A 13,948-nucleotide genomic window follows, 5' to 3' on the forward strand; every position below is an offset into this window, starting at 1 on the left:
GCGGGCCATCGGCTCGCCATTTTTTGTTGGTTATTCGGCTGCTTTTAGCGGTGACCCAGGCGGGATGGTCGGGTGGTCCTTTTCCGTCCCTGTAGCCTGCTCGGGCCGAGGCGCAGGCTGCTCGTCCCAGACGATCTCGGTTGCTTGCGCGGCTCGTGCGCTTTGTCCGATGGCCATGTCTTGCGCAATCTGGCTTGATCGGCCTGCTGTGACCCGCGCCAGAAGTTTGCCCAGCCAGATGGCATAGGTTGTCACCCAGACCCGCAGGGCCAGCATCGATGGCGTCACGATCAGGGTCAGTACGGTGGCGATGCCGAGGCCAAAGACAACGGCGGTGGCCAGCTGTTTCCACCACAGTGCTGTGGGGCTGTCGATCGTGTAGCCGCCATTGATGAAGTCCAGCGACAGGCCAAACATCATTGGCGTCAGACCGGCCATTGTGGTCAGCGTTGTCAGCAAAACGGGGCGAATCCGAGCCTCAGCCGTACGCACAATCGCGTCGATCCGCGGCATGTAGCGGCTGTATTCCTGATAGGTGTCGATCAGAACGATGTTGTTGTTCACAACAATCCCAGCCAGAGCGACGATCCCTGTACCGGTCATGATGATCGAGAAGGGTTGCTCCATCACCAGCATCCCGATCAGAACGCCGGTTGTGGACAGTACAACCGCCAGCAAAACCAGAACAGAGTTGTAGAAGCTGTTGAACTGCGCCAGCAGGATCACGAACATCAGCCCGAGGGCCGCCAGAAACGCGCTGGACAGGAAGGCCTGGCTTTCGGCCTGTTCTTCCTGATCACCGGTCCATTCCCATGTGATCGAAGGGTCGAACGGGTTGGTGTTCAGCCATTCAGTCAGGACGGCGATACGTTCGTTGGGATTGATCGGCGCGATGCTGGCTTCACCATTTTCAACGGCGGTGCGCAGCTCCTCGGTTGTCTCAGCCCCGGTCAATTGCACCAGATCGTATTGCTTGCCATTGGGCGCAGTGATCGCGGTTGAGGAGGGTTCAGCCCCATCCGCAACCGCGCGCAGAACGGCCAAACGTTTTTCACCATCGTCTGGTCCAGCGACCACTGCTTTGCTCAGGCCAGCTTCGACATCGGCTTTGACGTCATAGTAGCGTTCCTGATCAACACGGTTGATTTCGGCCAGTTTGGCGACCGGCTGACGGGTGACGAAGTTGGAAAGAGGCACAAGGCCGTCCGCCGTGCGCACCTTCAGCGTGTCCAGCGTTGAAAGAACACGGTCCTCTTCGGGCAGTCGGACACGGATCTCGATCTCTTCATCCGTGGTGTCGGGGCGCATTTCGCCCAGAAGGATACCGCGTGTGACCAGCTGTACCATGGCCCCGACGGTGGCCACATCGGCGCCAAATCGGCCTGCTTTGGCGACGTCAACGTCGATCTGCCAGTCGATGCCAGGCAGGGGCAGGGTGTCTTCTATCTTGATCAGGCCGGGGGTCGTGTCGAAAACCTCTCGGGCGGCGACAGTAGCGGCGGTCAGAGGCTCCCACCCGTCGCCCTTGATCCGCAGATGCACGGGCTTGGCTGAGGCGGGGCCTTGTTCCAGCGCCAGAATCTCGACCTCGAAACCGGGCAGCTCGGCCAATTGGGTGTTCAGTTCTTCCAGAACATAGTCGCCATCATATTCGGGGGCGATGAAATGCCGGTCGAATAGCCCGCCCAGAATGGGTTCAGAGACGTTGGGGCGATCTTCCCATGGGATGATTTCGAACTGGACGCGTCCAACCGTGTCTGCCGGGTCTTGCGCGCCGCCATTGTTCTGGGTCAGCCCGCCTTCGCCCGCAAACGAGAAGACGTTGATCACGGCCGGGTGCGCGGCAATCACCTGTTCGGCGGCCAGCACCATCGCGTCTTTTTCCATCAACGAAAGGTTGCCGCGCGCGCGGACATAGGCGGTGGCCTGTTCCGGCTCGCTTTCGACGAAGAACTCAACCCCCCGGTTGTTTTCGCCGAACACCGAGATCACTGTCATCACAGCCATGATAACGGCGGCGATCGAGACAATCGGCATCACCGGATTGCCCACGAGGAACTTGATGACATAGCCGAAGGGCGTGTGTTCCTTGGCCGTGTGAACCTTGGTAGCGGGTTTGCGCTCGATCCGGGCCGCACCCAATGTGACCGATCCGGCGAAAGCTCCGAGGATCATCAGTACAGCCCCGAGGATCGAACCACCACCCTCGAACAAATACGAGGGGTTCAGCACCTGCATGGCGCCCAGGAAGACCAGATAGAAGGACGGGGGTACCAGAACGGCGCGTAGCCACCATGGCGTTCGGCCGCGCAACCAGTCAGAGGCGCGGTCGAAGATGCGGCTCAAACGACCCGAAACACCGCCCATAACCGGCAGGTAGATCAGCGCCACGATCAGCGAGGCCGAGAGAACAAAAATCAGCGTGACCGGAAGCATGCCCATGAACTCACCCGGAATACCGGGCCAGAACAGCATCGGCAGGAAGGCACAGAGGGTCGTGGCCGTGGAAGAGACGATGGGCCAGAACATGCGCTGCGCCGCCTCGACATAGGCATGCATCGGGCCGACCCCCTCTTTGATGCGTTTGTCGGCGTATTCGACCACAACGATCGCGCCATCCACCAGCATACCAACGGCCAAGATCAGACCGAACATCACGATGTTCGAAATACTAACCCCCATGACCGCAAGAAAGGCAAAGCACAGCAGGAACGAGGTCGGAATCGCAAAGCCCACCAACAGTGCTGCCCGCGACCCCAGCGAGGCCAGGACCACGATCATCACCAGCGCAATCGCGGTAAGAACCGAGCCCTCCAACTGGCTGACCATGGACCCTACGATCCGGCTTTGGTCGTTCGAGGTGCCCACGTCCACCGCCGCCTGCAATTCAGCGGGCCATTTGGTTTGCGCTTCGGCGATTGTCGCTTTGACCTGCTCGACCGTGTCGATCAGGTTGAAGCCCTTGCGTTTGACCACCTGAAGCGCGACGGTCGGCACATTGTCGAACCGGGCCGTGCCCTCGCGGTCCTCAAACGTGTAGTTGATTTCGGCCAGCTCACCCAGAGTGACGACCCGGTCGCCGTTGACCTTGATTGGCAGGCCGTAAACGTCCTGCGCGGTTTTGAAGGACGATGGGATTTTGACCGAAAAGGCACCTTGCGCACTGTCCACTTCGCCGGCTGCAATCAACTGGTTGTTGTTTTGCACAACCGTGATCAGCTCATTCGCGGTGACGTTGTAGGCCTCAAGGCGCAGAGGGTCGATGATGACCTCAAGCAGTTCATCCCGGTTGCCTGCGATACCGGCTTCAAGCACGGAATCAAGTGCCTCAATGTCGTCCTGCAGATCCTTGGCGATGCGCGCCATGGTCCGTTCGGGCACCGCGCCGGTCAGGTTGACGATGACGATGGGGAATTCGGAGAAGTTCAGCTCACTCAGCGAGTATTGCTCGGCCCCGTCCGGGAACTCGGCCTGCGCGCTGTTCATCGCGTCGCGGACATCGGCGGTGATCGCGGTCTTGTCCCAGCCGAATTCGAACTCAAGAAACAGGCCTGCATAGCCTTCGGCGGCAGTGGCGGTCATCTCTTTCAGACCATCCAAATCTGCCAGCTCGGTCTCCATCGGTTTGACTAGCAGGTTCTCGGAATCCTCGGCCGAGATTCCAGGGAAGACGACCGATACGAACAGGGCAGGGACCTCGATATCTGGCTCGCCCTCTTTCGGCAGGTTTACATAGGCGAACCCACCGATGACCAGCGAGATCAGGATAAAAGCCAGAACCATGCGGGCCCGGTCGGCGGCCCAGCTGACGATACCCGTCATTGCGTGACCTCCTGATAGGTCGGGTTCACGGTGACGCCTTTGACGACGAACTCCTGCCCGACCACAATGATGTCCGTGGTTTCGGGCAGACCGTCGATCCAGACGCCTTCAGCCGTGTCACGCAATACGCGGACCGGCATGAAATCGACCACATCGCCCGCGCCGACGGTGCGTACGCCCAATTGCCCTTCATTGCTGAGGGTCAGTGCTGATTGCGGCAGCAGATGCGCCTTGGCCCCTTCGGCCGAGATACGGATTGTCGCTGTCTGGCCATCGCGAATAGTCAGGTCTTCGTTCGGCACGGTGATCTCGACCTCAAAGGTGCGGGTCGTCTCATCTGCCGAACGGCTGAGGAAGGTCACGCGGCCTTCGACCTGACGACCGGTGACCAGTTGGGCCGAGGCCAGCGCCCCGACCTGAACGCGGTTAACTTCGGTCTCGGGCACGAATCCAACAAGCTTGATCGGGTCCAGCTGGATGATCGTGGCGCAGAGCGTCCCCGGCTGCATTAAGCTGCCCAATTCAGCGGTGTCGCTTTCCAGCAGGCCTTGAAAAGGAGCTTCGATCGTCAGCCGATCCATTTCACGTTGGGCGGCTTCAACCTCGGCAGCGGCGGATTCGATGCCGGCGCGGGTGGCTTCCAGCCCGGCTTCAGCCGATTTGATACCTGCCTCGGCGCTGCTCATCGCGGCCTCGGAGGAGACGCGGCGGGTTTCCGAGCCAAAGCCCGTCTCTGACAGTTTGCGGGCCGCTTTCAGGTTGATATCAGCCTCGGCCACAAGGGCATGTGCTTCTTCCAGACGCGCCTCGGCCTCGGGGATGCGGCTTTCGGCCTCAAGCTTGCCTGCCTTCGCTTCGGCCAGGCTGGCGGGGCGGGTGCCGGGATCAAGCTCACACAGCAGATCGCCCGCCTCAACAAAAGCACCGCGGCGCATAGGTTCTGAGATCACGGTCGAGGTCGTCTCGGCCAGCACTTCGACCTGACGGTTGGCTTTTGTTTGGCCGCGCAGCAGGACGGCGCTGTCAATCTCGCGCGCGACCGAGCGCAGGGCGACCACGCGCACAGCATTTTCATTGGCTAGCGAAACCACCGCCTCTTCGGTCTCTGATGGGGTGCTTTCCTCTACGTCACCTCTGCCTGCAAAGGCGAACAGCGCGTCACGCTCAAAAACAAGGAAATACAGCGCGACAATCACCAAGGCGGCATTGATGAATGAAATCAGACGCATAAAGCTGGTCTCCTTAAAAAATTCGCCGGCTTAGACCGGGGTAGTATAGTGAAAGATGGGCGTCGGCTTGTGTATTTTCTACGCTAAACTGATTAGTTCGGTTTATTTTTTTTCGCAAGGGCGCATGCAGTCAGCGGAATTGTGCAAAATCCGACCCTTGGCTTGGCCGTGGTGCCGGGGTATGACATGGCCCACCAAGACAGGATACACAGCCCGGGGGCAGGTATGAGCGATACCGACAGTTTCATTGATGAGGTCACAGAAGAGGTGCGCCGCGACCGGCTGTATCTGCTTTTGCGGCGTTGGGGCTGGGTCGGTGTTGTTGCCGTCGTGCTGATCGTCGGTGGGGCCGCCTTCAACGAATACCGCAAGGCGCGGGACACGTCGCAGGCTCAGAAGCTGGGCGATGACATTCTGGCCGCGCTGGCGGAAAACGATACGGCTGCACGCGTCGCTGGCCTTGAGCAGGTGGACGTACTGACGCCGGGTGGTGAGGCTGTGCGCAACATGCTTCTGTCGGCTTCACAGCTCGATGCTGATTCCCGGCAGGATGCAGTCGACAGTCTGAATGCTGTGGCCGTTCAGGGCGATCTGCCCGAGATTTATCGTGCCATTGCAAGCTTCAAGGCACTGCTGCTTCAATCCGACACAATGCCCGCTGCAGATCGGCGACAACAGTTCGAGGCTTTGGCCGCACCCGGCGCCCCGCTGCGCCTTCTGGCTCAAGAGCAACTGGCCCTGATAGACATCGCCGAGGGTGATACGGATGCCGCGTTGGAACGGTTGCAAGCGCTGCGTCAGGACGCAGAGGTCAGCGTGGATCTGCAACAACGCGCGGCGCAATTGATTGTTGCACTGGGCGCTGAGCCCGAGCCATTGGTCGCTCAGCAGGGCTGATCGGGCGGAACACAGGTTAATGACAGGCGAGTTCGGATTAAAATGGTAACAAGACTTTTCTCTCGCGTGGGACTGCCGATTGTGGCGCTCGCCCTGACCGCTCTGGCCGCTTGTGAAGAACCCGAACAGATTTTGCCGGGCGTGCGCGAGGATATCCGACCTGCCTCAGACCTTGAAACGGTTGCCAAAAGCGGTTCGCAACCCATTAGCCTGCCATCGCAGAGCGCAAATGCAAGCTGGCCTCAAAGCCCCGGCACGCCGGCCTTCCGGACGTCCAATGCTTCGCTCCGTGCGACACCTCAACGTATTTGGTCGGCCTCTATCGGGGATGGCGATTCCCGTAAGCAACGGATTACGGCCGACCCAGTTGTTGCGGGGGGGCTGGTCTATACGCTTGACGCAGGGGCGACGGTTTCGGCGGTGACACCGCAGGGACAGGTCGCCTGGAGCACCAATCTGATTCCAGCAACCGACGGAGACGCGGATGCCACGGGCGGTGGAATGGCCTATTCGGGGGGCATTCTCTATGTCTCCTCGGGTTTTGGCCGTCTGACGGCGTTGGATGCAAAGACCGGAGCAATCCGGTGGCAGAAACGCCTGAACGCAACCGGCAGCGGCGCGCCTTTGGTGAGTAACGGACTGCTGTATCTCGTCGCTGGGGATGAAACCGGTTGGACCGTCGACACCAAGGATGGTCGCATTCAATGGCAGATCGAAGGCACCCCTAGCGTTGGCAACGTTCTGGGCGCACCTGCGCCGGTTGTGACCTCCGACCTAGCTGTCTTTGCCTTTGGTTCGGGTGATATCGCCGCAACATTCAAACGGGGCGGGATCAGCCGTTGGAATGCCTCGGTGGCGGGGGGCCGCCGTGGACGCGCGACTGCGCGGATCGTCGACGTGACAGGTAGCCCAATGGTAGTGGGCGACACCATCTTCATCGGTAACCACTCTGGCCGTACCGTTGCGTTTGACGCGGGAACAGGTGAGCGTCGCTGGACTGCAGATGAAGGCGCGGTCGATACTGTCTGGCCCGCAGGCAACAGTATTTTCCTGATCAGCGATCGCAGCCAGCTGGTCCGCTTAAACAGCGCCGATGGTTCGGTGATCTGGGCGCAGGACCTACCGGGCTTTGTCAAAGACAAACCAAACCGTCGCGGTCCGATCGTGGCCCATTATGGCCCGATCTTGGCCGGAGGGCGCATTGTGATCGCCTCGAATGACGGGTTCCTGCGGTTCTTCAACCCGGTGAACGGGGCGCTTGTGCATCAGGTCGAAGTTCCCGGAGGCGCGACCACCGCGCCTGTCGTCGCCGGACAAACACTGTATGTCGTGTCGACCAAAGGTGATCTACACGCTTTCCGTTGACCAAAAGATGCGCTAAAGGGCGCGTCTGAGTCTTGAAAGTTGAGTATCATGTCGCTGACCCTCGCCATCGTGGGCCGCCCGAACGTGGGCAAATCCACATTGTTCAACCGCCTTGTGGGCAAACGTCTGGCCTTGGTCGACGACCAGCCCGGCGTGACGCGCGACCTGCGCGAGGGTGAAGGACGGCTGGGCGATCTTCGGTTCACTGTGATCGACACGGCGGGTCTTGAGGACGCGACCGATGATAGCCTTCAGGGCCGCATGCGTCGCCTGACCGAGCGCGCTGTGGATATGGCCGATGTCTGCCTGTTCATGATAGACGCGCGCACCGGTCTGACACCGACCGACGAGATGTTCGCCGAGATCCTGCGCAAACGCTCCAAACACGTGATTTTGGCCGCCAACAAAGCCGAAGGGTCGGCTGCTGATGCCGGTGTTCTTGAAGCCTATAACCTTGGCCTTGGCGAACCCGTCCGCCTGTCCGGCGAGCATGGCGAGGGTATGACCGACCTTTACGCCCAGCTGATGCCTCTGGCAGATGCGGCCGAGGAAGAGGCCGAAGACGACGCCCCCGTGGTCGATATCGAGCTGGACGAGGATGGAGAGGGTGAAACCCCTCTGATCACCGCAGCCAAACCATTGCAGGTCGCCGTTGTGGGCCGACCAAACGCGGGTAAATCCACCCTGATCAACAAGATCATGGGCGAGGACCGCCTTCTGACCGGTCCCGAAGCCGGGATCACCCGTGACGCGATCAGTCTTCGGGTCGATTGGGCCGATCCGGATGGTGAAAGCACTCCGATGCGGATTTTCGACACTGCGGGCATGCGCAAAAAGGCCAAGGTTCAAGAAAAGCTCGAAAAGCTCTCGGTCTCGGACGGTCTGCGTGCGGTGAAATTCGCCGAAGTGGTTGTCGTCCTACTGGATGCGGCCATTCCGTTCGAGCAACAAGACCTGCGCATCGCCGATCTGGCCGAGCGGGAAGGCCGTGCGGTCGTTGTCGCCGTCAACAAATGGGACGTTGAGGAAAACAAGCAGGAGAAGCTGCGCGAACTCAAAGAGTCCTTCGACCGGCTGCTGCCGCAACTGCGGGGCGCGCCGCTGATCACCGTGTCGGCCAAAACGGGTAGGGGGCTGGAGCGTTTGCGCGCCGCCATTCTGCGTGCGCATAACATCTGGAACCGCCGAGTGCCCACCGCCGCGCTGAACCGCTGGCTAACCGCCATGCTTGAGCAGCACCCGCCGCCAGCCCCGCAAGGCCGCCGCATCAAGCTGCGCTATATGACCCAGGCAAAAACACGGCCGCCGGGCTTTGTCGTGATGTGCTCGCATCCCGACAAGATGCCGGCCAGCTATACCCGCTACCTGGTCAACGGTCTGCGTGAGGATTTTGACATGCCCGGTACGCCGATCCGTCTTACGCTGCGCGGGCAAGGTGACAAGAACCCTTATAAAGGGCGGCGCAAGAAAAACGCCGGTGCCTTAGCCAAACACCTCAAGGGACGCGCGTAACTGCGCCAATTTCCAGCATTTTCAGCGCAAGGGCGTGACAGCGCCCTTTCTGCACGCTAGCATTCAGGAGCGTGCATTTGTTTCCTGTGCGCGGCTCGTCTTGCGGCGGGTCTGAATTCCTTTTGCTTCTCATTTAACCGGGCCATCGTGGGAGAGGGCTTGATGAATCTCAGAGACTACACGCGGCAATACGCGGTTCAGGACAACAGGCTTGCAGCCCTGAGCTATTTCGGAACCTTCGCCGTCTATTTTGCCTCGCTGGCCTTGGCAATTGTGAACGTCGACCATTGGTATGTCATGGTCCCAGCCGGGATTGTTTTCGCGTTTTCCGCAGTGCGACTTTACGTGCTGCAACATGACTGTGGCCATCATTCCCTGTTCGAAACGCGCCAGCAGAATGAATGGGCCGGGCACGGCCTGTCGCCTTTCACCTTTGCCCCTTTTGAGGTGATGAAGCAGAACCACAATCTGCATCATGCGGGGATCGGCAACCTTGAGCATCGGGAGACCGGTGAAATCCACACCATGACCCTCCGGGAATGGAACGAGGCGAACTGGCTCAAACGTCTCGTCTATCGCCTGTACCGCAACCCATTTATTCTCGTGCCAGTGGGCGCTCTGTTCACCTATTTCATTCGCTACCGTTGGCCCAAAAACACGGTGCGGTTTGGTGTTAAGGGCGTTGTTCTTCACAACCTCTCGATCGTCGTTTTTCTCGGGCTGCTTTACCTGATCGCCGGGACGACCGGTATTTTGGTCTGGCTTGTGTTTTCCTTGCTGGGTGGGATGCTGGGCGTATTCCTCGTCTATCTACAGCACAATTTCGAGGACACATATTGGGATCGTCGACCGGATCTGGATCCGCAGATCGCGGCGCTTCAAGGCTCGTCAGCGCTGGATTTCGGTTGGTGGTTCGACAACGCGGTGGCCTGTATCACCTTGCACGATATTCACCATTTCAACGCCCGTATCCCGTCCTATCGGTTGCGTGAGTGTCACTATAACCTGCCGCCCGAATATACCCCGCGTCGGATCAAGTTTCCCGAAGCGGTGGCCGCTTTGAACCTGAAACTATGGGACGAAGATGCCAAGCGGCTGGTGCCTTTTCCGAAAAAAGGGCAGACTGCTGACTTGGCCCATGGATCGTCATAGGCGCAGCTCTGCTTGAAGAGCGTATATCCTGTGTATATACAGGTGACCAGGGAGACAGAGAAAGGACCCAGAATGACCGCATTGACCGAGATAAAAGGCGTTGGCGATACGCTCGCCAAAGGTTTGGCCGATAACGGTTTCAAGACCGCCGAAGCCGTTGCGAAAGCGAAACCGGAAGATCTGGTCAAGGTCCCCCGTGTCGGTGTGGCGCGCGCATCCGTCCTGATTGCCGCCGCAAAAGAGGCGACCGCTGCGAAACCGGCGACTGCAAAACCAGCCCCGCGTCGCGCAGCCGCCCGGAAACCTGCCGCCCGCAAGCCCGCTCCGCGTAAACCGGCGGCCCGACGCCCCGCTGCGCGCAAGACAGTTGTCGCCGCTGCTGCCGAGAAGCGCGCCGCCGAAGCCGCGCGCAAAGCGGCCGAGGAAAAAGCCGCTGCAGAAGCCGCAGAGGCGAAGGCCAAGAAGAAAGCCAAGGCAAAAGCCAAGGCTGAAAAAGCTGCGAAAAAGCGGGCGGAGATGGAGGCTGCGTTCTCAAAGGCCAAGGACAAGGTGAAGGCCAAGTCCAAGAAGGGGAAGAAATCCAAGAAGGACGACAAGTCCAAAAAGGCCGACAAGAAGAAAGATGCGGGCAAAAAGGACGCCAAGAAGTCGGACAAAAAATCTGACAAGAAGAAGGATAAGAAAAAGGCAAACAAGTAACCCTTCCTCGCCCTTTCAAGTGTTTCGAACCGGCACCGCGCAACGCGGAGGCCGGTTTTCTTATGCCAGCGTTCCGTCCAGTTGCAGCGCCAGCTTGCCGCCCAGATAGGGGGCAAGGACATCGGGCAGGGTGACCGTGCCGTCTGCGTTCTGACCGTTTTCCAGCACGGCGATCAAGCAGCGACCCACCGCAAGGCCAGAGCCGTTCAGCGTGTGGACATATTCCGGTTTGCCGCCCCCTTCGGGCCGGAAACGCGCATTCATGCGGCGAGCCTGAAAATCACCACAGGTTGAGACCGAGCTGATCTCGCGATAGGTGTCCTGACCGGGCAGCCATGCCTCGATATCAAAAGTACGGCGGGCGCCAAAGCCCATATCTCCCGTACACAGGATCACGGTGCGGTAGGGCACGCCCAGTTTTTCAAGAATGCCCTCGGCGCAGCGCACCATGCGTTTTTGTTCATCATCCGAGGTCTCGGGATGGGTGATCGAGACCATCTCGACCTTTTCGAACTGGTGCTGGCGCAGCATTCCGCGGGTGTCTTTGCCCGCCGAACCGGCCTCGGACCGGAAGCAGAGCGAATGCGCGGTATAACGGCGGGGCAGGTAACTTTCCTCAATCATTGTGTCGTTGACGATGTTGGTCAGCGAAACCTCGGAGGTCGGGATCAACCACCAGCCTTCGCGGGTCTGATAGCTGTCCTCGCCGAATTTCGGCAGCTGGCCGGTGCCTTGCATCATCTCGGACAGAACCAGAACCGGGCCGTTGACCTCGGTCAGACCGTTTTCGTTGATATGCGTGTCCAGCATGAATTGGGCCAGGGCACGGTGGATACGCGCGACACCGCCGGACAGCAGCACAAAGCGCGAGCCAGAGAGCTTGGCGGCGGTTTCAAAATCCATACCGTTTTGAACGGCCTCAATCTCAAAATGCTCTTTCGGCGCGAAATCCAGTTCGCGTGGTGTGCCCCAGCGGCTGACCTCGACATTGTCGTTCTCATCAGCGCCTTCGGGCACATCTTCGGCGGGCAGGTTGGCAATACGGATCAGTTGGTCCGCCAGCAGAGCGTCCAGATCCTTGGCCTCGGTCTGCATCCGGGCGATTTCGGCCTTCTTATCAGCGACCAGCGCGCGCAGACGCTCAAATTCGGCCTCATCACCGCGGGCTTTGGCCGCGCCGACCTCTTTCGAAGCTTTGTTTTGTTCGGCCTGAGCGGTTTCTGCGGCCAGAATCTTGGCGCGGCGGCTCTCGTCCAGCCGCAGCAGGTCTGACGACACCGGCGCGTCCCCACGGCGCGCAAGAGCGGCGTCGAAAGCGGCTGGGTTTTCGCGAATGGCGCGGATGTCGTGCATAGTTCAGATCCTTGAATGCAGTGAATCACTGCGACTGCTTATGCACCATATATCTCGGAGGGTGTAGCGCTGGTTAACCAAACTGCGCCTAACTGTCCGGCTCCTCATCGTGATGAGCCAGATGTCCGTCCCATTCCCCGGGCGGGATCTTTGGTTCGGGCGGATCCGCGATGTATGAGGGGGTCATGATCTGCACGTTATTCTCGTTGAATACGGCCACAATGTTGCGATGCAGATCTGACCGGATCTTGGGAATAATGCTGCCCCGGGTCGTGTATCCGTTGATCTGATAGTTGATCGCGTAGTCGGCCAGCGCGGTCCACAGGACAAAGGGTTCGGGCTTGGCCTTGATCCCCTTGGTGCGATTGGCGGCCTCGATCAACATCGCCTCGATCTTTTCAGGTGGTTCTTCATAGCCGATGCCAACGGTTGTGTGCAGCAACAACCCGCTGCCATCTGTTTTCTTCGAAAAATTCACCACGTCCGAATTCATCAGCTGCGCGTTGGGGATCGAGATCAGCTCGTTCTTGATGGATTTCAGATGTGTTTCCATCAGCTTGATCTGCACCACATCGCCAATGTGATCCCCAATCTGAATACGGTCCCCGATCGAGGTCGAGCGGCGATAGATCACGAATAGCCCGGCCAGCATGTTCGACACGACCGAGTTTGCACCCAGCGACAGCATCGCACCGACCAGAATGGTCAGGCCCTGAAACGCCGCCGAATCCGAGCCTGGAATGTAGGGTACGGCAAAGACCAGCGCGATCAGGATTACGACCACTCGGGCGATGTTGAAGGTGGGGTTGACCCAATGCTTCTCAAAATCGCCCATATCGAACGATCCCGCCTCGACTGCGTCGAAGAAGACCCGCATGCCCTTGATAATATACAAAGTTACCCAGGCGATCAGGCCAAGCATGATCATGTTCGGGATATAGCTGAGGATGCCTTGGAAGATCAGAAGGACCGGCTCGGTCAGATAGGTCAGCAGCAATTGCGCGAAATACCGGGTTTCGGCAAAGGCCAGTAGGACAAAAGACAGGTAGTAGTAGAAACCCAGGAAGAAAATCACCAGCAGAGCGAAATTCAGACCGTAACGCACCAAGGCTGCAATGGCCTCGGCTTGAACGCTCTTGGCCGTAGCGGTTTCCACGTCCTTCAGGTAGCGCTTCACGAATCTCAGTGTCCGCCGCCGGATTCTGCGGTGAAGCCAAAAGATGACAACGACAAAGACAACGAAGCCCAAGGTCCAAGCCGCGGCTTCGATAGCGCCTGAAACCCGCGCCTGTTCTGTTCGATTCAAACGGTAGGCCTCGATAGCCTGTTTGATCGCATTGCCGTGCAGAACGCTGACAACGCTGAGTTCCATCTGGTCCAATTCTGCATCGGCTTCGGTGACGATCGAAACCCGCTCACCATCAACCAGAACCCAGGTGCCGAACTCGGTTTCCTCAAAGCTGATCGTGACCTCAGACGCGTCCGACGCTTCGGCGATTTCTATGATCTTGTCTTGAACTTCTTCGGCACGCTCGGGGGCGGGTAGTGCGCTTGAGCCTCGAACCTGAAACAGAACGTCCCCGTCTATTATAACTGGGGCCATAAAAGTTTCTGATTCTGCAGCTTCTGGTGCAGGTGCATCCGTCGGTGACTCTTGTGCCTCGACAGGTTGGCTTAGCCAAAGGGCTGTCGCCATTGCAGTCAGCAAATAACGTAGCAAATGGAAGGGTTTGAATTGCCGTGCCATGTGTCCCCCTTGTTTGGAACTATACCCGGTTTGAACAGTGTTCCTAGGACATATCTGCAACGTTTTGACGGTTCTTATGGTGGCAGGTGTGCGTTCAGGTGGGTCACGCTGCCGCCATTGCTTGCAAACACGCATATCAGCGCATAGGTTCCCGCCAAATTTGCGGAACGGT

9 protein-coding genes are annotated in these 13,948 nt (G+C 59.1%); 5 read left to right on the forward strand and 4 right to left on the reverse strand.

What is annotated here, in order from left to right:
- Nucleotides 1-30: 30 nt before the first annotated feature.
- The gene (locus ACR0B5_RS12645; RefSeq protein ID WP_480540849.1) at nucleotides 31-3,822 is read right to left on the reverse strand and encodes an efflux RND transporter permease subunit; all 3,792 of its coding nucleotides are present in this window, start codon (nucleotides 3,820-3,822) and stop codon (nucleotides 31-33) included.
- On the reverse strand, nucleotides 3,819-5,051 hold the full coding sequence (locus tag ACR0B5_RS12650; protein ID WP_170660198.1) for an efflux RND transporter periplasmic adaptor subunit: 1,233 nt from the start codon (nucleotides 5,049-5,051) through the stop codon (nucleotides 3,819-3,821). The genes ACR0B5_RS12645 and ACR0B5_RS12650 overlap by 4 nt, the downstream gene beginning before the upstream one ends.
- 225 nt (nucleotides 5,052-5,276) lie before the next feature.
- Here ACR0B5_RS12650 and ACR0B5_RS12655 point away from each other — a divergent pair, with 225 nt between their 5' ends.
- The 5 genes from ACR0B5_RS12655 (at nucleotide 5,277) to ACR0B5_RS12675 (ending at nucleotide 10,676) form a co-directional block, all read left to right on the forward strand.
- Nucleotides 5,277-5,948: a hypothetical protein gene (locus tag ACR0B5_RS12655; RefSeq protein ID WP_170466010.1), complete on the forward strand. Its 672-nt coding sequence runs from the start codon at nucleotides 5,277-5,279 to the stop codon at nucleotides 5,946-5,948.
- A gap of 42 nt (nucleotides 5,949-5,990) precedes the next feature.
- Nucleotides 5,991-7,313, forward strand: a complete 1,323-nt coding sequence (locus ACR0B5_RS12660) for a PQQ-like beta-propeller repeat protein (protein ID WP_480540851.1) — start codon at nucleotides 5,991-5,993, stop codon at nucleotides 7,311-7,313.
- 48 nt (nucleotides 7,314-7,361) lie between these two features.
- On the forward strand, nucleotides 7,362-8,825 hold the full coding sequence (gene der / locus ACR0B5_RS12665) for a ribosome biogenesis GTPase Der (protein WP_480540853.1): 1,464 nt from the start codon (nucleotides 7,362-7,364) through the stop codon (nucleotides 8,823-8,825).
- A 162-nt stretch (nucleotides 8,826-8,987) separates the two neighbouring features.
- The gene (locus ACR0B5_RS12670) at nucleotides 8,988-9,977 is read left to right on the forward strand and encodes a fatty acid desaturase (RefSeq protein WP_480540855.1); all 990 of its coding nucleotides are present in this window, start codon (nucleotides 8,988-8,990) and stop codon (nucleotides 9,975-9,977) included.
- Between the two features lie 72 nt (nucleotides 9,978-10,049).
- Nucleotides 10,050-10,676 (forward strand): helix-hairpin-helix domain-containing protein, encoded by a 627-nt coding sequence (locus tag ACR0B5_RS12675; protein ID WP_480540857.1) that lies wholly within the window; start codon nucleotides 10,050-10,052, stop codon nucleotides 10,674-10,676.
- A gap of 60 nt (nucleotides 10,677-10,736) precedes the next feature.
- Here ACR0B5_RS12675 and serS read toward each other — a convergent pair whose 3' ends face one another.
- Nucleotides 10,737-12,029 carry a serine--tRNA ligase gene (gene serS / locus ACR0B5_RS12680; protein ID WP_480540859.1) on the reverse strand — a complete coding sequence of 431 codons (1,293 nt, stop codon included), beginning with the start codon at nucleotides 12,027-12,029 and terminating at the stop codon, nucleotides 10,737-10,739.
- An 88-nt stretch (nucleotides 12,030-12,117) separates the two neighbouring features.
- Nucleotides 12,118-13,632 carry a mechanosensitive ion channel family protein gene (locus ACR0B5_RS12685; RefSeq protein WP_480540861.1) on the reverse strand — a complete coding sequence of 505 codons (1,515 nt, stop codon included), beginning with the start codon at nucleotides 13,630-13,632 and terminating at the stop codon, nucleotides 12,118-12,120.
- Between the last annotated feature and the right edge of the window lie 316 nt (nucleotides 13,633-13,948).

It is taken from the genome of Ruegeria sp. AG1, from assembly GCF_056541705.1.